This window comes from Corynebacterium sp. TAE3-ERU16 (genome assembly GCF_019209935.1).
Lineage (GTDB): Bacteria > Actinomycetota > Actinomycetes > Mycobacteriales > Mycobacteriaceae > Corynebacterium > Corynebacterium antarcticum.
This window is the reverse complement of record NZ_JAHUTN010000005.1, coordinates 77,117-95,986: the sequence shown is the minus strand read 5'-3', so window position 1 is coordinate 95,986 and position 18,870 is coordinate 77,117. Positions and strand designations below refer to the sequence as shown.

The 18,870-nt window shown below is 67.1% G+C and carries 17 protein-coding genes; all 17 read right to left on the bottom strand.

What is annotated here, in order from left to right; genetic code table 11:
* Positions 1–841: 841 nt before the first annotated feature.
* Entirely contained in the window at positions 842–3,121 is a 2,280-nt protein-coding gene (locus KRX55_RS06790) for a RelA/SpoT family protein (RefSeq protein WP_218407011.1), read from the bottom strand.
* Positions 3,118–3,675 (bottom strand): adenine phosphoribosyltransferase, encoded by a 558-nt coding sequence (locus tag KRX55_RS06785; protein WP_218407010.1) that lies wholly within the window; start codon positions 3,673–3,675, stop codon positions 3,118–3,120. Before KRX55_RS06785 ends, KRX55_RS06790 begins: the two co-directional genes overlap by 4 nt.
* Positions 3,672–5,321, bottom strand: coding sequence for an ABC transporter substrate-binding protein (locus KRX55_RS06780; protein WP_218407009.1), 1,650 nt, complete (start codon positions 5,319–5,321; stop codon positions 3,672–3,674). The genes KRX55_RS06785 and KRX55_RS06780 overlap by 4 nt, the downstream gene beginning before the upstream one ends.
* A 242-nt stretch (positions 5,322–5,563) precedes the next feature.
* Entirely contained in the window at positions 5,564–6,682 is a 1,119-nt protein-coding gene (secF, locus tag KRX55_RS06775) for a protein translocase subunit SecF (RefSeq protein ID WP_218407008.1), read from the bottom strand.
* Positions 6,683–6,685: 3 nt separating this feature from the next.
* A complete protein-coding gene (gene secD / locus KRX55_RS06770) occupies positions 6,686–8,704 on the bottom strand; it encodes a protein translocase subunit SecD (protein WP_218407007.1) in 2,019 nt (672 codons plus the stop codon).
* Between the two features lie 390 nt (positions 8,705–9,094).
* Positions 9,095–9,469: a preprotein translocase subunit YajC gene (gene yajC / locus KRX55_RS06765; RefSeq protein ID WP_218407006.1), complete on the bottom strand. Its 375-nt coding sequence runs from the start codon at positions 9,467–9,469 to the stop codon at positions 9,095–9,097.
* A 69-nt stretch (positions 9,470–9,538) separates the two neighbouring features.
* Entirely contained in the window at positions 9,539–10,642 is a 1,104-nt protein-coding gene (gene ruvB / locus KRX55_RS06760; protein WP_218407005.1) for a Holliday junction branch migration DNA helicase RuvB, read from the bottom strand.
* Positions 10,643–10,709: 67 nt separating this feature from the next.
* Positions 10,710–11,309, bottom strand: a complete 600-nt coding sequence (gene ruvA / locus KRX55_RS06755; protein WP_218407004.1) for a Holliday junction branch migration protein RuvA — start codon at positions 11,307–11,309, stop codon at positions 10,710–10,712.
* A complete protein-coding gene (gene ruvC, locus KRX55_RS06750) occupies positions 11,306–11,896 on the bottom strand; it encodes a crossover junction endodeoxyribonuclease RuvC (protein ID WP_218407096.1) in 591 nt (196 codons plus the stop codon). Before ruvC ends, ruvA begins: the two co-directional genes overlap by 4 nt.
* A gap of 199 nt (positions 11,897–12,095) precedes the next feature.
* On the bottom strand, positions 12,096–12,857 hold the full coding sequence (locus tag KRX55_RS06745) for a YebC/PmpR family DNA-binding transcriptional regulator (protein ID WP_218407003.1): 762 nt from the start codon (positions 12,855–12,857) through the stop codon (positions 12,096–12,098).
* A 198-nt stretch (positions 12,858–13,055) separates the two neighbouring features.
* Positions 13,056–13,646: a pyridoxal 5'-phosphate synthase glutaminase subunit PdxT gene (gene pdxT / locus KRX55_RS06740; protein WP_218407002.1), complete on the bottom strand. Its 591-nt coding sequence runs from the start codon at positions 13,644–13,646 to the stop codon at positions 13,056–13,058.
* Positions 13,646–14,524 carry an acyl-CoA thioesterase gene (locus KRX55_RS06735; protein ID WP_218407001.1) on the bottom strand — a complete coding sequence of 293 codons (879 nt, stop codon included), beginning with the start codon at positions 14,522–14,524 and terminating at the stop codon, positions 13,646–13,648. Before KRX55_RS06735 ends, pdxT begins: the two co-directional genes overlap by 1 nt.
* A gap of 126 nt (positions 14,525–14,650) precedes the next feature.
* Entirely contained in the window at positions 14,651–15,193 is a 543-nt protein-coding gene (locus tag KRX55_RS06730) for a DUF7822 domain-containing protein (RefSeq protein ID WP_218407000.1), read from the bottom strand.
* 99 nt (positions 15,194–15,292) lie between these two features.
* The gene (pdxS, locus tag KRX55_RS06725; protein ID WP_218406999.1) at positions 15,293–16,189 is read right to left on the bottom strand and encodes a pyridoxal 5'-phosphate synthase lyase subunit PdxS; all 897 of its coding nucleotides are present in this window, start codon (positions 16,187–16,189) and stop codon (positions 15,293–15,295) included.
* A gap of 127 nt (positions 16,190–16,316) precedes the next feature.
* Positions 16,317–16,781: a hypothetical protein gene (locus tag KRX55_RS06720; RefSeq protein ID WP_218406998.1), complete on the bottom strand. Its 465-nt coding sequence runs from the start codon at positions 16,779–16,781 to the stop codon at positions 16,317–16,319.
* Entirely contained in the window at positions 16,775–17,899 is a 1,125-nt protein-coding gene (locus tag KRX55_RS06715) for a glycosyltransferase family 4 protein (RefSeq protein ID WP_218406997.1), read from the bottom strand. Before KRX55_RS06715 ends, KRX55_RS06720 begins: the two co-directional genes overlap by 7 nt.
* Entirely contained in the window at positions 17,896–18,870 is a 975-nt protein-coding gene (locus tag KRX55_RS06710) for a phosphatidylinositol mannoside acyltransferase (RefSeq protein ID WP_218406996.1), read from the bottom strand. The genes KRX55_RS06715 and KRX55_RS06710 overlap by 4 nt, the downstream gene beginning before the upstream one ends.

Sequence of the window (18,870 nt, the reverse complement as noted above, 5' to 3'; positions counted from 1 at the left end):
AGAATTTCGGCACCTCGCCAATTCCATCCCATCTTCAGGTACGAGGATGCTCCACGCGGACAGCCCCGGAAACGTTGGAGCGGGCCCCTCGATTCGATCCCCCGTAGAAGATCGTCCCGGGCTCATCATGCCGGCGATGATCACGGTCATCTCCCACCGACTTGAAGGCTCAAAGCCGAGACCCGGGGGCCGATCCCGGATGAACGGATCGCCCGTACCAGTCGTCTTCCGCACCACCGCACAGCGCATCGTTGATCGGACCCCGGACGAAAAGCCGGTTCCTCCGTGGCGGAGAACGCGTCGCCGGTCCCCGTCGATCCACGGAACCCGTACACCCGTAATGAACCCCGAGAATCCTGTCGATCTCCAACGTCCTGAGGGCTTTCATACACGAGCGGTGTCGCGAAGCCGAGCACCTTGACCCGCGCGCAGAACCCATCGTTCCCGCAGGCGTCCATCCGCCCCGAACATCATCGGTCACCGGTACCGGCTTCTCCGGGCGGCGGCCCCGCAAGACACTTGGATCCCTCCGTCATCGGTGACCACGCGAGGTCGGTCGGACCCTGTACTCCGCAGGAACCGGACGCCGGGCATCAAAAGGTGAAGCGATCACGGACCCGAAGTGCACCGCGGCCTCCACGGCAGCCTCATGCGTCATCGAGCGCCACCCGTCGACGGCCGGCGTCCCGTCTAACCCCTAGTCTGGGTGGTCTAGTCCGTCAACCGTGCTCGACGGAAACCCGTGTCCCCGGCTCCAGACGTATCCGTCACCTCAACGCGAAGGAGGCCCCACCGATGGGTGGCGGGGCCTCCTTCGCTGTTGCTGGCCGCGACCGCGACGTCAGTCGGTGGAGACGCGGTAGACGTCGAACACGCCCTCCGTGTTCCGCAGCTGGGTCATCAGCGAACCGAGCTGCTTGGTGTCCGACACCTCGAACGTGAAACGACAGATCGCGACGTGGTCCTCGGCCGAGTAGGAATTCATGGCGGTGACCGTCACCCGCTGCTCGTTGATGACCCGGGTGAGTTCGAACAGCAGCCCGCTCCGGTCCAGTGCCTCGAGCTGCAGTGTCGCGGCGAACACGCTGCCCGACCCCTCAGAGGCCCAGGCGACCGCGATGAGGCGTTCCGGTTCCTCGTGGAGTTTGGACGCGTTCGTGCAGTCGGTGCGGTGGACGCTGACGCCCCCGCCCCGGGTGACGAACCCGAAGATCGCGTCCCCCGGTACCGGACCGCAGCACTTGGACAGCTTCGCCATGACATCCGGGCTGCCCTCGACGAGGATTCCCGCCCCGTCGGCGGACGCCTGGGGCCGGGACCTGGCGAGTTCGCTGAACGGGGTCCGGGCGGCCAGGGCGTCCTCGGCCTCGTCCGGCGAACCGAAGTTCGCCATGAGACGGGACGCCACGTGCTTGGCGGAGACCGCACCGGAACCGATCGCCGTGTACAGCGCGTCGACGTCCGGGTAGTGGAGTTCCGTGGCGACGGTCTTCATCGACTGTGCGGTGAAGAGTCTGTGCATGGGCAGTCCACCCCGCTGCACCTCCGCGGCGAGGGCGTCACGCCCGAGTTCGAGGGACTCCTCCCTGCGCTCCTTCGCGAACCACTGCCGGATCTTCGCCTTCGCCCGGGGGGAGACGACGAACTTCTGCCAGTCCGCGCTCGGCCCGGCGCCCGGGTCCTTCGAGGTGAATACCTCGACCCGGTCACCGGACTTCAGCTTCGATTCGAGGGCGACGAGTCTGCCGTTGACCTTCGCCCCGATGCACCGGTGCCCCACCTCCGTGTGGACGGCGTAGGCGAAGTCGACCGGCGTGGCGTCGACCGGGAGGTTGACCACGTCGCCCTTCGGGGTGAACACGAAGATCTGGGTGGCCTGGAGGTCGTAGCGCAGTGAGTCGAGGAACTCGTTGGGGTCGGCGGCCTCCTTCTGCCAGTCGAGCAGCTGACGCATCCACGCCATCTGGTCGACCTCGGACTGCTCACCCGAGTGGGACCCCTTGGTTTCCTTGTACCGCCAGTGGGCGGCGATGCCGAACTCGGCGTTGTAGTGCATCTCGTGTGTGCGCACCTGCACCTCGAGTGCCTTGCCTCCCGGGCCCATCACGGTGGTGTGCAGCGACTGGTAGACGCCGAAGCGTGGCGCGGAGATGTAGTCCTTGAAGCGGCCCGGCAGCGCCGAGTAGAGCGAGTGCACGGCACCGATGGCGGCGTAGCAGTCATTCAGGTTGTCGACGAGGATGCGGATACCGACCAGATCGAAGATCTCGTCGAAGTCCCGGCCCCGCACGATCATCTTCTGGTAGATCGACCAGTAGTGTTTCGGCCGGCCCATCACGCTCGCGGCGATGGAGTTCTCCCGCATCGTCGACTGGACGTCGGCGATGATCTCGGCCAGATACCGGTCGCGGGACGGTGCCCGATCAGCCACGAGCCGGACGATCTCGTCGAACTTCTTGGGATAGAGGATCGCGAAGGAGAGGTCCTCCAGTTCCCACTTGATCGTCGCCATCCCGAGCCGGTGCGCCAGCGGGGCGATGACCTCGAGTGTCTGCCTGGCCTTCTTCGCCTGCTTCTCCGGCGGCAGGAACCGCATCGTCCGCATGTTGTGCAGGCGGTCGGCGACCTTGATCACCAGGACCCTGGGATCCTGGCTCATGGCGACGATCATCTTCCGGATGGTCTCCGCCTCGGCGGCGGCGCCCAGGGCGACCTTGTCGAGTTTGGTGACACCGTCAACCAGACGTGCCACCTCCTCGCCGAACTCGGCGGTGAGGTCCTCGAGGCTGTAATCCGTGTCCTCGACGGTGTCGTGCAGGAGTGCGGCGACGAGCGTCGTGGTGTCCATTCCGATCTCGGCGGCGATCGTCGCCACTGCGAGGGGGTGGGTGATGTAGGGGTCACCGGACTTGCGGTACACCCCTTCGTGGAGCCGCTCGGCGGTGTGGTAGGCGTGCTGCAGGGTGTCGATGTCGGCCTTCGGGTGGATCTTCCGGTGGATGCTGACCAGCGGGTCCAGGACCGGGTCCACCTTCGTCCGTGTACCTGTGAGACTCCGCGCGAGCCGGGCCGACATGCTCCGCATGTTGACCTGCTGCCTGCTGCTGCGCCCCTGGTTCATCGCCGGTCACCGGCTACCGGTTCGTTGACCACGACGAGTGGACTGTCGCCGAGCCGGTCACGCCCACCCAGTCCGGGTACCTCCAGCACGACCGCGTGTCCGGCGACGGTGGCCCCGCAGTTCTCGAGCAGCTTCCGGGCCGCCACGAGTGTGCCGCCGGTGGCCAGGACGTCATCGACGAGGACGACGCGCACCCCGTCGAGGTCCGTGCCCGTACCAGCCGGTACCTCCAGGGCGGCTGTGCCGTACTCGAGCTGGTATTCCTCGGTGTGCACGGGCGGTGGCAGCTTGCCCTGCTTGCGGATCGCGAGGATTCCCAGCCCCAGCCGGTAAGCGACAGCTGATCCGAGGAGGAAACCCCGCGCGTCGAGCCCACCGATCAGTTGCGCTCCGAAGCGTTCGGCGGCATCGGCGAGTTCGTCGACGACGAGCTGGAATGCCTCCGCGTCCGCGAGCACCGGGGTGAGATCCTCGAAGAGGATCCCCTTCTCCGGAAAGTCCCTCACATAGCGGATCTTTGCCGCGAGCGCCTCACGGGCGTTGTCGTAGATCATTGTCCTTCACTCTCCTGCCACCGGTCCATGTTCCACCCGATTCCGGAATTACCGGTATTCACCACAACGTTACCTACGTTGCGGTCCACCACAAATGTCCGGGGCTCCGCAGCCAACGGAATCGTCGGGACGTCCTGCCAGAGCCGTTCCTCCGCTGCGCGGAATCCCTCGAGATCATCACTGGTCACGTTTACCGCCCCGTACTCCCCCTCCGGAACGAGAGCGACCAGCAGAGCGTCGAGTGTTCCTTCCGTGACACGGGGATTCCACCACTCGTCGTACGAGGACCAGACGAGGTCGCCCAGGGTGGATCCGTCCGAGCTCGCATCGATGACGGTGATCCCCGCCGGTTCGCAGGATGTCCGGATCGCCTCCACCATGGCCGCGAACCTCGGATCCGGACCGAGGTATCCGATCCGGATCGTTGTCCCGGACAGCGCCCGGGCCACGGTGAGGTCGACGCCGAGGTGCGCGTCAGCAACCGGTCGGTCGTGGTCGGTGGCGGGACTGTCCGCGGGCGAGAGACGCACCCCCATCGGCGGTACCGGGTGTCCGGCGACCTCCGAGGACACCTCGGCGACCTCGGGTTGCGAGACACACGCGGCGAACGCCGCGCGATTCTGCGGGGTCGACAGCACGCCACCGTCACCGAGAACCAGCTGTTCGATACGGACTCCGGTCTCGTACTCGACCTCCGCGGTGTTACCGGGTTCGTCCCGCTGAATCCAGTCCACCGGGGTGCCCCCGGTGAGGTCCGCGAGGACGGTGGAGGCCTCATCTCTCCGGGCCGTGACGTCGGTTCCCCGGGGCCAGACGATCACCGATTCCGCCTCCGCGGGGTCCCCGTTGAAGCGTTCGTTGCGGCGCAGGAGCACAGCGCCGTCCGCGTCGACGCGGTCGATGGTGAACGGGCCGGAGGAGACCTGGAGAGCGGGATCGAAGTTGTCGAGATCGAACCCGGTGTTCCACACCTCCGCGACCGGGCGCAGCGTCTCGACGTCCTCCGTGGTGAGCGCAGTGACGAGCTCCTCCTCCGTAAGGCCGGCTCTGGCCGCTATGGCGTGGGCGGGCAGGACGGTGCCCGGCCCGAAGAGGTACCGCCACCTGGACCCCGTCCCCTCGTTGAAGATGACGGTGAACTCTCTCGCCCCGGCGACGCACTCGAGGTTCTTCACCTGCGCCGTGAGCGGCAGGAACGCGTCGAACAGGCCCGGCAGGGTTCCCGCCTTGTAGGAGAGCAGGAAGTCCGTGCAGGTGACCGGAGCTCCGTCCGAGTACGTCGCTTCCGGGTTGATGGTGTAGACCACCCTGGGTTCCGCTCCGGGCAGGGGCTGGGCGGTCACCAGGTCACGGTTCGGGATCTGCTGCCCGGACGGGCCGTGCACGAAGGCCGGCGGATACAGGCGCCCGGCCAGGGTGTCGGCGCTGGTGGAGGCGCCGAGCAACCCCGCGGCGTTCGTCGTGGCGAGCGGCGAGGAGGTCGCGAGGGTGAGGCGTCTGGGTTCCGGTGGCGGTGAATCATCGGGGGCGCCGTCGGGGGACGTGGCGCACGCCGCGGTGAACAGCAGGGCTCCACACAGCACCGCGCACAGGCGGGGAGGGATCCTGAAGGATGGGCCCGGTATTCGGAGCAGCACGTCGGCCATTGGGGACAGTCCTTGTCGGTCGTCGGGGATTCCGCCACGTCGGACACGTCCGACGGACCATCCCGTTCTCTGACCCCCGGCTGGAGGGACCGGGGATCGCTCCTCGTGGAACTCATCACATTATAGGCAACGGTGCGCCGGTTCCCATCATCGAGAGGTCGTCGCCGCACAACGGGAATCGGCCGTCCGACGCGGGCGACGTCGAGCGACCGATTCCTCGTGCGGGTTCGGACTGTTCCGGGCTAGCGACCCGGGCGCCAGCTCGCTCCGGCGGACCCGTGTCCCGGGTTCACCGGAGCGACGGGGGTCGACACGGTCCGTCGTGCTGAGCGCCCGTTGTCGGGTGCCGACGTCTCGGAGGAGACCTGCCGCCCCTCCCGTTCGGCGAGCACCCGGTCGTTGTGCTCCCGGACCTTGCGCTGCCGGTTCTTCAGGGAGACGAGGATGGGCGTCGCGAGGAACACGGAGGAGAAGGTTCCCTCGATGACGCCGATGAACTGGACGAGCGCCAGGTCCTTGAGGGTGCCGACACCCATCAACCAGACCGCGACGACCATCAGTGCCGCGATGGGCAGGGCCGAGATCACGGTCGTGGCGATGGACCTCATGACCGTCTGGTTGACGGCGAGATTGGCCTGTTCGGCGTAGGTGCGCCGGGTCGTGTTGAGGAATCCCGCGGTGTTCTCCTTGACCTTGTCGAAGACGACGACGGTGTCGTAGAGGGAGAACGCGAGGACGGTCAGGAGACCGATTACGGTGGCCGGGGTGACCTCGAAACCGATCAGGGCGTAGATGCCCGCGACGACCACAGCGTCAACGAACAGCCCGCCCATCGCGGCGATCGCCATGTCCCGTTCGAAGCGGACCGTGATGTAGCCGAAGATCAGCACCAGGAAGACCCCGAGGGCCAGCAGCATCCTGTCGGTGATCGTCGATCCCCAGGACTCGGACACCGTGGAGTCACCGACAACGTCGGGATTCGGTCGCCCGGTGGCGTCCACCGGCTGGAACGTGTCGAAGAGCTGCTCGCGTGCGTCCCCGATCTGCTGCTCGTTGAGCCGCTCGGAGTTGATCTCGAGGATCCGGGAATCACCGGCGCCGACGACCTGGACCTTCTGCGGGGTGACACCGGTCGCGTCGGTGAACACCTCCGCGGCGGCCTCGGTCGAGATTCCCTCGGCGGGCATGTTCATCTTGGTACCGCCCTCGAAGTCGATGCCGAGGGTGAAACCTCGGACGACGATTCCGAGAAGGCAGAGCACGAGGACCGCGCCGGTGATCGAGTACCACAGCCGGCGACGACCGACGAAGTCGATGCCGCCCTCACCGGTGTAGAGACGCCTGAAGATGGAAGAGCTCATGGGTTACTTCTCCTCGTTCTCGCCGGACTCGGCACCGGAGGTTGATGGGGCGATCGGATCGGAACCGGCGGTGTCCCGGTGCCCGTCCGTGAGCCGTGCGGTTGTCTGTGCATCGGTCTCTCCGTCGAGAGCGTTCTCCGCGTGGTCGCCGGCGAGCCACTCCCCGCGCTCGCGACGTTGCCCGGCGACCTTCATCACGCCCGCGAGACCGTTGATCCTCGGGTCGGCGAAGGACGCCCTGCGGGAGGCCAGGATGACGAGAGGTGAGGTGACCAGGAAGATCACCAGGAGATCGAACACGGTGGTCAGGCCGAGCGTGAACGCGAAACCCTTGACGTCGCCGACAGCGAGGACGTAGAGCACGACCGCGGCGATCAGTGAGACGAAGTTGCCGGACAGGATGGTGTGCTTCGCCCGGGCCCACGCGCGGGGTACCGCGGACCGGAAGGTTCTCCCCTCCCTGACCTCATCCTTGATCCTCTCGTAGAACACCACGAAGGAGTCCGCCGTGGTGCCGATGCCGATGATCAGGCCGGCGACCCCCGCGAGATCGAGGGAGTAGCCGATCCACCGGCCGAGGAGCACGAGCGAACCGTAGATGAGTGAGCCCGCGGCGAACAGCGTGAACACGGTGAGGAATCCGAAGACCCGGTAGTAGGCGAGGCAGAAGATGCTCACCAGGATCAGCCCGATGATGCCGGCGATGAGTCCGGCCTTCAGGGAGGCGAAACCGAGCGTCGCCGGGATGGTCGTCGCGGTTCCACCGCGTTCACCGTTCTCTCCGGCGAAGGACAGCGGGAGTGCGCCGTAGCGGAGGTTGCTGGCGAGGTCCATCGCCTCCTGCTGGGTGAAGGAACCGGTGATGGACGTTCCGGAGCCGACGGGGGTCGGCGACTGGATCACCGGCGCGGAGATGACCTCGGAGTCGAGGGTGATGGCGACCTGTCGCTTGAGGTACTCCTGGGTGAGGGCCGCCCAGGTGGCGCCGCCCTGTTCACCGGGACCGGATTTGAAGGAGAAGTTGATCTCCATCTGCCCGGTCTGGGAGTTCAGGCCACCGTTGATGGGACGGTTGGTGTCGATCTCGTTTCCGCTGAGCCGCAGTCCGTCGACCGGGTCGGTCTCTCCGACGAGCAGAGGTGAGGGACCGAGGATGTACTTGGCACCGTTCTCGACGTCGCAGGCGACGAGCGGCTTGGCCGGATCATCCGTACCGGCGATGGGGTCGAGCTCCTCGTTGCAGACCAGGAGGGATGCGGCGGCGAGCTGCGTCGTCGGGTCCTCGGACTGCCGGTCCTCACGGAGCATCGAGGTCACCTCGGCGCGCCGTTCGGCCGCCTCGATGGAGTTGGCGGGCGGCTCGGGCGCGGTCGCGTCGACCGTCGGAGCCTCGATCTTCTCGACGTCGATCTCGGGTTTCGCGGCCTCCGACGTGGCTCCGTCCCCGTCCGCGTTCCCGCCCTCAGCCTGGGCCTGCATGTCCGCGATGGCCTCGGCCTGCTGTTGCGCGTTCAGGTTGAGCTGTTCGGTCAGGTCGTTGACCGCGGTCTGGGCTTCGTCCGGCGAGATCACACCGAGGGAGACCCACCGCTCCGCCATCTCCGTCTGCTCGGTGAGCAGCTTCTCCGGATCGGGTTGACCGGGTTCCAGGACGGGGCGGAAGAGCAGCTGGGAGGTCTGGCCCAGGGCACGGGCCTGGGAGGTGTCCTCACCGGGAACGGTGATGACGAGGGTGTTGCCGTCCGTCACGACCTCTGCCCCGGACACACCCATGCCGTTGACGCGGTTCTGGAGGATGTTCCGCGCCTGGTCGAGCTGTTCCTTCGTCGGTTCCTCACCCTGGGGCACCAGGGTCACCCTGGTACCCCCCTGGAGATCGATGCCGAGTTTCGGCTTCGCCGAGTGGTCACCGGTCAACAGGATCAGTGAGTAGACGAAGATCAGGATCACCAGGTAGAGGGCGAGCGCGATCACCGGCCAGTTCTTCTGCCCGACGCGTCTGCGCCCAGATTGCGAAGCCAATGGAGTGTCTCCTTGTGTCTCAGCGACTCTGCGGATCTACCGCGTTCCGGCGGCGGGCGCCGGCGAGTGCTGGTCGGGGTCTTGCACGGTTGACCGGCCGCCTCCCGGTCGGAATGAAGGCGGCATGCAACTGTGACGGTGTGTCTGTTCAGTGTTCCGGGACGGAGACCGGATCACGGGGTTGAATCCCGGACTCCGATTCCGAGGGGCCGATCCACCGTAGTGTTGGACGGCGGATCGGCCCGGTGTCACGGCTATAGTACGGCATGGGTGACAGCTGTACGGCTACACCCCGGCCCGGCATCGGTGTCCCGCGGGCGACCGGCGAACGGTAACCGCACCGTAGCGTCCCTGGATGAGGTCAGCCAACCCACATCAGTGTGTTCAGAGTCACTTTTTGTCGACGTCGTCCTCGGTTTCCGGGGCAGTGGGCGCAGACTCTCCGGACCGCGCGTCGCCGTCCTCCCAGAAACGCTCGTCGCCCGTCGTGGCGGGCGGGGCAGCTGCGGCGGGATCCACCCTCCGGATGATGGCGCTCCGTTCCCAGGTCATGTTGACCCCGACGGCGATCTCGAGATCGACGAGCTCGTCCGACATCCCCCGGACGACACCGTGGACACCGGAGGTGGTCACGACGCGGTCGCCGGCGCGCAGGGAATCCTGCAGCTCCTGGATCTCCGCCATGCGGCGACGCTGGCGGCGGGCCTGGATGGTGGTGGGCACGATGAAGATGGCGGCGATTGCGGCGAGAAGTAGTAGTTCCATGCGCACCACTATGCCAGACGCCTCGCAGGCTCCGGGACCACCGCCCCGGGTCGGACATCCACCGCCGGATCAGGCCCGCAGTGCGCCGGGTTCCACGCCGGGGGTTCCCTCCGGAGGGGTGAGGCCGAGGTGTCGCCAGGCGGCCACGGTGGCCACCCGTCCCCGCCCGGTGCGGGCGATCATGCCGGCACGGACGAGGTAGGGCTCACATACCTCCTCGATCGTCGCCGGTTCCTCCCCGACCGCGACGGCGAGGGTATTCAGGCCGACCGGACCACCGCCGTGGCCCCGGATGAGCGCGTCGAGGACGGCCCGGTCGATGCGGTCGAGCCCCATCGAGTCCACGTCGAATACGACCAGGGCCGCGCGGGCCGACTCCATGTCTATGTGCCCGTCGCCGTGAACCTCCGCGAAGTCCCGGACCCGACGGAGGAGACGGTTCGCGATACGGGGGGTGCCGCGTGACCGGGACGCGATCTCCGCTGCGGCGTCCGCGTCGACGGTGACCCCGAGGATCCGTGCCGCTCGGGTGACGACCCGGGTGAGGTCCGCGGTGCCGTAGAACTCCATCTGCGCGGTGAAACCGAAGCGGTCGCGCAGCGGTCCGGTCAGCATGCCCGACCGGGTGGTCGCGGCCACGAGGGTGAAGGGCGCGAGCTCCAGGGGGATCGAGGTCGCTCCCGGCCCCTTCCCGACGATGACGTCGATGCGGAAGTCCTCCATCGCCATGTAGAGCATCTCCTCCGCCGGGCGGGCCATCCGGTGGATCTCATCGATGAAGAGCACGTCGCCCTCCATGAGGTTGGACAGCATCGCGGCGAGATCACCGGCACGCTCGAGCGCCGGACCGGAGGTCATCCGCAGTGAGCTGCCCAGCTCCTGGGCGATGATCATCGCCATGGTCGTCTTGCCGAGACCGGGGGGCCCGGACAGCAGGACGTGATCGGGTGCAACGCCTCTCTTCCGCGCGCCGGTGAGCACCAGATCGAGCTGGTTCCTGACCTTCGGCTGGCCGATGAACTCCTCGAGGGACCGGGGCCGGAGTGTCGTTTCGACGTCACCGTCGGCGGGCTGCCGGTCAGGGGTGACCGGGGCGTCCACCGGGCGCCCCGCACCCTGTCCCGGTCGCGTGCCGTCGGGCAGCCTGAACTCGGTCTTCTCGATGTCGGACATGGCACTCACCCTAATCCCCCGCCGACGGTTTCCCCGCCGGGGGTTTCATCACGCATCCGGTCCTCCATCACCCACGCCCCAGGTGGGCGAGGGCCGCGCGGAGCGCACCCGCGGTATCCAGCCCGGGGATCTCGGAGGCGACCGTGGCGACGGTCGCGGCCGCGGTGCGCTCGGGGAACCCGAGGCCGACCAACGCCTCGATGACCTGCTCCGGGACCACGGAACCCGGGGGTGTGACCGGGGCCTCCGGGCCGGGTTCGGCCGAGTACTGACCGACCTTGTCCCTGAGATCAACGATCATGCGTTCCGCCATCCGCTTCCCCACCCCGGGGATCCGCTGGAGACTCTTCGCGTCGCCCCCCGCGATCGCCGTGGCGAGCTCGGCGGGGTCGAACACGGACTGCGCGGCGAGCGCCAACCTGGGTCCGAGACCCGACACGCTCTGGAGGAGAGCGAACATCTCCCGGCTGGACGCGTCCGTGAATCCGTAGAGGTTCATCGCGTCCTCGCGGACAACCAGGGTCGTCAGCACCCAGGCGGGCTCACCCCGACGGAGGGTAGCGAGTGTCTGCGGCGCGGCCGTGAAGGCGTAGCCGACGCCGGCGCATTCGATGACCGCCGTATTCAACCCGATGTCGATGACTTCCCCGTGCAGTGAGGCGATCATGAGGGCAAACTCCTGTCGTTGTGGTGCACCTGCGGTGTCGCGGCGCGGGTCGTGGCCGGCCGGGCACCGTCGATGAGTCCGTTCCGTTGGCGGAAGATCATGGGGGCGCGCCAGCAGTGGCAGACGGCCAGTGCGAGTGCGTCCGCGGCGTCGGCCGGTTTGGGAGGTTCCGACAGGCCGAGGATGCGCGTGATCATAGCGGTCATCTGCTTCTTGTCCGCGCGCCCGTTCCCGGACACCGCCTTCTTGACCTCACTGGGCGTGTACATGTGGACGGGCACCTCCCGTTCCGCGGCCGCGAGCACCAGCACCCCGACGGCGTGGGCGGTGTGCATGACGGTGGAGACATTGCCCCGCTCGAAGACGCGCTCGACGGCGACGACGTCCGGACGGTACTCGTCCATCCACTCACGGACGGCACGGGACAGCCTGAGGAGGCGCAGCGCGAGGTCATCACCGGAGGGCGTCCGGACGACGCCCACCGCGACAGGAAGCACCGCGCGCCCCCTCCCCGCCTGGACGACGGAGAGCCCGCATCGCGTCAGCCCCGGATCGATACCCATGACCCGCAGCCCCTCGAGATTCACCCGCGGCACCGATCCTTTCCGCCGAAAAGGTCCCGGGACAAGTTGGAGAATCGTGACGGTCCGACCCCGGGGCCGCCAGCTGGGACAGGCGGACGGCCACCGGACGGGGATTCCACACCGGAAAACCGCCGGACACCGACCCAGATTAGCACAGATTTTCTAATTCGGGTCGATCTCCGGCGGCCGGTGGGTCGTCGGTTCAGTCCTCTTCGAGCTCCGCGAGCACCTCATCGGACAGGTCCATGTTCGTGTAGACGTTCTGGACGTCATCCGAATCCTCCAGACCGTCGATCAGCTTGAAGATGCGGCGCGCGTCCGCCGCCTCCAGCGGCACCTCGACGGAGGCACGGAAATCACTGTCCGAGTCATCGACGGGAATGTCCGCCGCGGCGAGGGCCTCCTTCACGGCCGGGATGTCACCCGGGGCGGACACGACCTCGAAGAGGTCACCGACCTTGTTGACCTCCTCGGCGTCCACTCCGGCCTCCAGGACAGCCATCAGGACATCGTCCTCGGTGCGACCGTCGGCGCTCACGGTGACGACGCCCTTTCGGCTGAACAGGTAGCTCACCGCACCGGAATCGGCCATCGAGCCGCCGTTCTTGGTCATGCGGGTCCGGACCTCGGTGGCGGCCCGGTTCCGGTTGTCGGTGAGGCACTCGATGAGCACCGCCACACCGTTCGGCCCGTAGCCCTCGTACATGATCGTCTGCCAGTCGGCGCCGCCGGCCTCCTCGCCGGATCCACGCTTACGGGCGCGCTCGATGTTGTCGTTCGGGACCGAGGCCTTCTTGGCCTTCTTGATCATGTCGTCGAGGGTCGGATTCGCCGACGGATCGCCTCCACCGGTCCGCGCCGCCACCTCGATGTTCTTGATGAGCTTGGCGAATTCCTTGCCGCGCTTCGCGTCGTTGGCGGCCTTCTTGTGCTTGGTGGTCGCCCATTTGGAGTGGCCGGACATCGTCTACCCTTTCCTCTGCGCGGTGCCACCCGCCCGGTGCCCGGTACTTCGGAACACGGACGACGAGGCGGAGTTCTCACCCGCTCCCTCCGATGTCGTTGATGACACGGCGGCACCACTGAAGTACGTCGTTGGATTGTGTCCCGATTATACGCGGGGTACCGGCGGGCCCATCGCGCCCCCTGGGTCGCCGACGGATCAGGCGGTCGCCGCGACCATGTCCCGGAACAACGCGTGCACCCTCGTGTCGCCGGTGCACTCCGGATGGAAGGACGTCGCGAGTGCGTTGCCCGAACGGACCGCGACGACCGCGCCCTCCGCGGGACCGTCGGGGACCACCGCCAGAATCTCGACGTCCGGACCGACCCGCTCCACCCACGGGGCCCGGATGAACACCGCGTGGACCGGATCACTGATCCCCGAGAAATCGAGGTCCGTCTCGAATGAGTCGACCTGTCGCCCGAAGGCGTTGCGGCGAACCGTCACGTCGAGAACGCCGAAGCTGTGGGCGTCGGCCCGGGTGTCGAGGACCTCCCGTGCGAGCAGGATCATTCCGGCACACGTGCCGTACACCGGAAGTCCCCCGGAGAGCAGTTCCCGCAGGGGTTCGAGAAGTCCACCGAGTTCGAGCAGCTTCGACATCGTGGTGGACTCACCGCCGGGCAGGATCAGACCGTCGATTCCCTCGAGATGCTCGATCCTGCGCACCTGACGGTGTTCGACACCGATCCTGTCGAGGGCCTGCTCATGTTCCCTGACACCGCCCTGCAGTGCCAGAATCCCGATCATCAACGCTGTCGCGTCCTTTCCTTGGGGGCGAGTGTGGACATGGGAATCGACTGGGTTCCCGGTCTCAAGGTACGCGCGAGCCCCTCCTGGGTGACAACGGCGACCAGATTTCCGGACCGGTCGAATATCCGCCCGTGGGTCAGTGCGCGTCCGCCGGACGCCGACGGGGACACCTGATCGTACAGCAGCCAGTCGTCGGCGCGGAACGGTCGGAGGAACCACATCGCGTGGTCGAGGGACGCCTCCTGGACCTCGACACCGGCGTGGGGCACGAGTGCGGACTGGAGGAGCGTCATGTCCGACATGTAGGCGAGCGTGCACACGTGTGCGGTCTCATCATCCGGGAGGGGTGTGCGGGAACGGAGCCAGACGACCTGCTGGCTGGCGGTGTAGGGATTCTGCCGGTACTGCGACGGATCGACGACCCTGATGTCGAAGTCACTCCACTCGTCGAGCAGCGCCCGGAACGACTCGCGCATCCCGGACGTGTCCATCACGATGTCCTCGGGATCGGGTACCTCCCGCATCCGGTCGGAGTGCTCGACCCCGTGGTCCCCGGACCGGTGGAACGAGGCGGACATCGTGAACAGATTCTTGCCGTCCTGGATCGCCTTGACCTGTCGGGAGCAGAAGCTCCTGCCGTCGCGGAGCCGGTCGACGATGAAGACGGTGGGGCGATCCGATTTGCCGGCGGCGATGAAGTAGCCGTGGAGCGAATGCACCGAGAACCCGGGATCGACGGTCCGTGTCGCCGCGACGAGCGCCTGAGCGGCGACCTGGCCGCCGAATGTGCGGAGCAGTGTCGATTCGATGACGGTCCCCCGGAAGATGTCCCGGTCGACCTGCTCCAGGTCCAGTACCCTGTTGATTCTGGCCACGGGAATTCTCCCACTCCTTCGTTCTGGTGTCGCCCGGCCTGCGGGAGTCGGTCCCGACTGCGGTTGGATACAGGTCGGACCCACCGGAACACAGTGTCTGTTCCAGCGGGTCCGGGTGCGGAAAAGCTACCTTCCGGCTCCGATGCTCGTCAGTCCGATCTCGGAGATCCTCCGGATGCCGGCCTCATCGTCCGGTGCGACGAGCGACTGGTTGTGGAGGAGCTCGGACAGACTGGACGCCTTGTCCCCGACGAGGACCGGATCCGAGTCAATCGTGTCGTTGATGTTCCGGACCTCGGACAGCAGGGTGTCCGTGTCGGCTCCCTCGGCCACCTCGGTCGAGTCGAGGACGATGTAGCGGCAGTTCCGGAGGCGCTTGCTCTTCAGCACCATCAGGGCGTTCTCGGCGCTGCGCCGGAACTCCTTCCGGTTGAGGCCGGCACCGGATCCCGGGCCCAGATCGTCGAAGAACAGTTCCAGGCGCTGCACACCCCCGTCGAAGTCACCGGAGATGAACGTTCTGTCCGAGTCAGCCTCGGTGTGCTTCTCGGCGTCGGCGCTCAAGAGAATCTTGAATATGAGCGGAACACTGTCCTCGTGCTGACCCAGCAGAATACGGTCACCGCCCTCAGCTTCTGTCGCGGCATAGATGTAGCTGCGGTTGGCCATGGATGAAACCTCCTGCTGAAGATGAACGTGCGTTGGTGCCAGTGTAGTCCTACCCGCTTCAACCGGGGGGCAGGTGGTCACACCCGCCCCCCGACCGGGTCACCAGCCGCGTTCGGCGAGCCGATGCGGCTGGGGGATTTCGTCGACGTTGATTCCGACCATCGCCTCACCCAGTCCACGCGACACCTTCGCGATGGTGGCCGGGTCCTCGAAGTTCTGGGTGGCCTGGACGATCGCCCTGGCACGGTCGGCGGGGTTGCCCGACTTGAAGATCCCGGATCCCACGAACACACCGTCCGCACCGAGCTGCATCATCATCGCGGCATCCGCGGGCGTCGCGATCCCGCCTGCGGTGAACAGCACCACCGGCAGGGTGCCGGTCTCCGCGACCTCGCGGACCAGCTCGTACGGTGCCTGGAGCTCCTTCGCCGCGACGTAGAGTTCGTCCTCCGCCATGGAGGACAGGCGCTTGATCTCGGCGCGGATCGTGCGCATGTGGGTGACGGCGTTGGAGACGTCCCCGGTGCCGGCCTCTCCCTTGGAACGGATCATCGCGGCACCCTCGTTGATCCGGCGGAGTGCCTCACCGAGATTGGTCGCACCACAGACGAACGGGACGGTGAAGCCGAACTTGTCGATGTGGTTCGCGTAGTCCGCGGGCGTGAGCACCTCGGACTCGTCGATGAAGTCCACTCCGAGGGACTGCAGGACCTGTGCCTCGACGAAGTGCCCGATGCGCGCCTTGGCCATGACCGGGATGGACACGGCCTCGATGATTCCCTCGATCATGTCCGGGTCCGACATGCGGGACACGCCGCCCTGCGCGCGGATGTCCGCGGGCACCCGCTCGAGCGCCATCACGGCGGTGGCGCCGGCGTCCTCGGCGATCTTTGCCTGCTCCGGGGTCACGACGTCCATGATCACGCCGCCCTTGAGCATTTCTGCGAGTCCGCGCTTGACTCTGGCGGTGCCTCGGATGGGTTCGTTGTTGCTCACTGCGTCTTCCGTCTCCTGTGTGCGTCGGTGGGTCCTGGAAAGTACCCGCTCATAGTAGAACGACCCGCCCCCGAAGGCACACAACAGGTGGACTTAGTTTCACGCCCGTTCCCTCATCGGGCGGTAATCAGTTCTCCCCGTCGTCGATTGACAGCGCGAAATACTCGGGGAGCTGAGCGGTTCCACCGAGCCGGAGAACGCGGACGAGTGGGCGGGTCCGCAGCGCCCGGGTCCTGGTGACGTAGTCGTTGTAGAACCGGTAGGAGGTGTCCACGCGGAAGATGGCGCGTTCCAGGAGCTCCGACGGCTCCCCCTCCATGTCGCGGAGACGGGAACTGATCCGGTGCTCCAGTCGGACACGCTCGGCGAACCGTCCCGGGGCGAGGGGTACATCGATGGCACGGCGGGCGTCCTCCACCGCACCCGGGGACAGGACACCGACGAGATCGGCGCGTCTGTCCAGCGCCGCCTGGAGACTCGACAATGCGGCGTCCGTACCGATGTGCAGCCGGTTGAGCCGTTGTGCGGTGAAGTAGCACCAGCACACGAACGCGGTGACCAGCACCGCGATGACGATCCAGACGATCAGCACAACCGCACCCCCGAGCCGTCGTCGACGGTCCGGTAGACCTCGAGAACCTTGTCGGCGACCGCCCGGCAGTCGTACTTCCCGGCCCGCCGGTGTCCCGCATCGATCAGGGCCCGCCGTAGGTTCCCGTCGTCCAGGAGCGTGCCCAGTTTCTCCGCGAGGTCGCCGTCTGATCCGACGGCAAACAACACCCCGGCCGGCTGCTCGGCTTCCACGTCACAGACCGCGGCGAATGCCTCGAGGTCACTGGCCAGGACGACAGCTCCGGCGGCCATCGCCTCCACGAGCACGATCCCGAAGGACTCCCCGCCGGTGTTGGGGGCCACGTAGATGTCCGCGGCGCCGAGTATCGCCGCCTTCTCCGCGTCGCTCACACGGCCCACGAAGCTGACTGAATTCATGGACCGCGGTGTCCCTCCTCCGATGACGGTGCAGTGGACGTCCCTGTCCAGCTTCGCCAGCGCCCGGAGCAGGATGTCGAGCCCCTTCCGGGGTTCGTCGATGCGACCCAGGAACACGATCTCGGGTCTCCTGTCGTCGGAACCGGGTGAGCGCCCAGCCGCCACGGCGCGCTCATGATCGGCACGGGCGGCAGCGAAGAACCCGGTGTCCACCCCGTTCGGGATCAGGATCGGGTCACCTCCCAGTTGTTCGACCTGCCATCGCCGCGCCATCTCGGAGACGGCGATACCTCCCCGGATCTTCTCCAGCATCGGACGGAGCACCGGAAGCGCCAGGCGGAGCAGCCGCGACCCGCTCGATGAGGCGTGGTACGTCGCGACGATGGGGCCTTCCGCGAGCCGGAGCGCCGCCATCGAGAAACTCGGCGAGTTCGGCTCATGAATGTGCAGGACGTCGAAGTTCCCCTCCCTGATGAACCTCCGGAGCCGACGGTCGACCCACGGCCCGAAGGACAGTCTGGCGACGGAACCGTTGTACCGGAACGGAAAACTGCGCCCTCCCCGGACCACGAAGTCCGGGACCTCGGTGTCCGGCGAGCAGGGACCGATGACCTCGACGTGGTGTCCGGCCTCGATGAATCTGCGGGCCACATCGATGATGTGGGCCTGCACACCGCCGGGTTCGTCGAACGAGTACGGGCAGACGACACCTATCCTCATTCGGCTCCCCCCTCCCGCCGGTCCAGGCCCCGCTCGAGGCGCTCCGCATCCAGATCCGCGAGCCACAACGGCTGCAGCATGTGCCAGTCGGCCGGGTAGGCCGCGATGTTGGCCGCGAAGATGTCGGCCATCTTCTGGACGCCCGCGTTGATGTCGGACCCCACGGTGATCTCATCCGAAACGCTGAAGCCCCATCCATCCGGGGTGAAGTAGCTGTGGGCGACGTGCAGGGCGGCACCGGTGTCCCTGGCCAGACGGACCGCCCCGCTGGGCATTCGCGCGGTTTCGCCGAAGAATTCGACCGGCACACCGGTCTGTCTGAGGTCCCGCTCCCCCATCAGGCACACCGTCCCCCCTGATTCCAGGCGCTCACGGAGTATCGGGAAGGGGGCGGGGCCACCGGTCAGCGGGAGCACCTCGAATCCGAGCCCGGTCCGGAAGCGGACGAACGCATCGTAGAGGACCTCGGGCCGTAGCCGCTCCGCGACCGTCGTGAAGCTCCCGTACCGTTGGGCCATCAGCACCCCCGCCATGTCCCAGTTCCCGGTGTGCGGGAGGACAAGGACCAGCCCCCGGTCCGAAGCCACCGCGGCATCGAGTGTGCTCAACCCGATGACGTTCGGCGCGAGCCTCCCGAGCAACCCATCGTTCTTCGCCAGGGCAGGTAGCCGGAATGCCTCCAACCAGTAGCGGGCGTAGGAACGGACCGAGGCGCGGACAAGACTGCGGGTCACGTTCTCGGGACCGACCACCCTGCTGAGGTTCGCACGGAGCTGCTCCATGCCCCGTCCCCCGTCCGAGGCGAGATCCGCACCGATGGTGAACAGCATCCGCGCGACCGGGGCGGGCAGCCACCGGACGATACGCCAGCCCAGGAGGTACCCGACCGCGGCCGGGTCCCCGGAACGGACCGCCCCCCCGAACGCAGCGACCCACCCGCTGGGGTCCGGATCATTGTGGTTGCAGTCCAT

Coding starts and splice junctions, on each gene's coding strand:
- KRX55_RS06785 (WP_218407010.1), bottom strand. CDS start 3,675: ATGATCTACGACAACGCCCGTGAGGCGCTCGCGGCAAAGATCCGCTAT.
- pdxT (WP_218407002.1), bottom strand. CDS start 13,646: ATGATCGGGATTCTGGCACTGCAGGGCGGTGTCAGGGAACATGAGCAG.
- KRX55_RS06730 (WP_218407000.1), bottom strand. CDS start 15,193: ATGGCCAACCGCAGCTACATCTATGCCGCGACAGAAGCTGAGGGCGGT.
- KRX55_RS06780 (WP_218407009.1), bottom strand. CDS start 5,321: ATGGCCGACGTGCTGCTCCGAATACCGGGCCCATCCTTCAGGATCCCT.
- KRX55_RS06710 (WP_218406996.1), bottom strand. CDS start 18,870: ATGGACTGCAACCACAATGATCCGGACCCCAGCGGGTGGGTCGCTGCG.
- KRX55_RS06745 (WP_218407003.1), bottom strand. CDS start 12,857: ATGTCCGGCCACTCCAAATGGGCGACCACCAAGCACAAGAAGGCCGCC.
- secF (WP_218407008.1), bottom strand. CDS start 6,682: ATGAGCTCTTCCATCTTCAGGCGTCTCTACACCGGTGAGGGCGGCATC.
- ruvB (WP_218407005.1), bottom strand. CDS start 10,642: ATGTCCGACATCGAGAAGACCGAGTTCAGGCTGCCCGACGGCACGCGA.
- KRX55_RS06790 (WP_218407011.1), bottom strand. CDS start 3,121: ATGAACCAGGGGCGCAGCAGCAGGCAGCAGGTCAACATGCGGAGCATG.
- ruvA (WP_218407004.1), bottom strand. CDS start 11,309: ATGATCGCCTCACTGCACGGGGAAGTCATCGACATCGGGTTGAATACG.
- yajC (WP_218407006.1), bottom strand. CDS start 9,469: ATGGAACTACTACTTCTCGCCGCAATCGCCGCCATCTTCATCGTGCCC.
- KRX55_RS06715 (WP_218406997.1), bottom strand. CDS start 17,899: ATGAGGATAGGTGTCGTCTGCCCGTACTCGTTCGACGAACCCGGCGGT.